The sequence below is a fragment of the Bergeriella denitrificans NBRC 102155 genome, from assembly GCF_001592185.1.
In the GTDB taxonomy this organism is placed as follows: domain Bacteria; phylum Pseudomonadota; class Gammaproteobacteria; order Burkholderiales; family Neisseriaceae; genus Neisseria; species Neisseria denitrificans.
Map to the genome: position 1 here is coordinate 1 of NZ_BCWL01000364.1, position 825 is coordinate 825.

Below are 825 nucleotides of genomic sequence, written 5' to 3' on the forward strand. Positions count from 1 at the left end.
GCCGCAGACAGTACAAATAGTACGGCAAGGCGAAGCAACGCTATACCATTCTTATTTTAAATGACTATACAACTAATCCCACAAAATATTCAAATCCAGTCCTACGCTATCTGCAAATTTTTGAATAGCTTTGCGACGAGCCATCGTACTGTAATGCGTGTACAGAAAAATACCGTCTTTTAATTTCACCGTATAAGCCTGACCGTCAGGCAGATAATTGGGCTCAGTACCTAAGCAATGGCCTGATGTTGCCTTACCGTTCAACACATAGTTTTCCACCATAACCTTGTATGTCGGATGTGCCAATAAATATTGGAACAACTTGCATTGGTTTTCTCTAAAACTGTTACCCGAAATGTTCACGCCATCCGGCAATTCGATTACTGCTTTCGCGCGTGCGGCATCCGTGCCTTCAAATGGCTCGTTTTCTGCTTTATACCCTTCAAAAATTTGGATATTGGCTACCCCTTCCATGATTTCCAAAACAATATCCCAAATATTTTGAGCCTTAATCTTACTGGTTTTATCAATATAGGACGTATTGCCGCTATTCACATTATCCAGTTTCAAATCTGTTTGCCGAAACAATCCGATAAGCAGTTTTTCCAAATAATCGGTTTGGGATTTATCCAGATGCCCGTCTTCGCGGCCGAAAAAAATCACTTTATTCCACCATGTTTTATCCTGTGTATTCACATGAATATTAAGACGGTCATAAATACTGCGGGATGCCTGTCCTACATAACGTATATTCTCACCCAACAAAATATATAGTCATTTAAAATAAGAATGATACGGCGTTGCTGCGCCTTGTCGTACTATCTG

1 protein-coding gene is annotated in these 825 nt (G+C 40.2%); it reads right to left on the bottom strand.

Annotated elements, in window-relative coordinates:
• Positions 1-72: 72 nt before the first annotated feature.
• Complete coding sequence (locus tag BDE01S_RS10825) at positions 73-765, bottom strand: GIY-YIG nuclease family protein (protein ID WP_147283892.1); 693 nt, start codon at positions 763-765, stop codon at positions 73-75.
• Positions 766-825 lie beyond the last annotated feature (60 nt).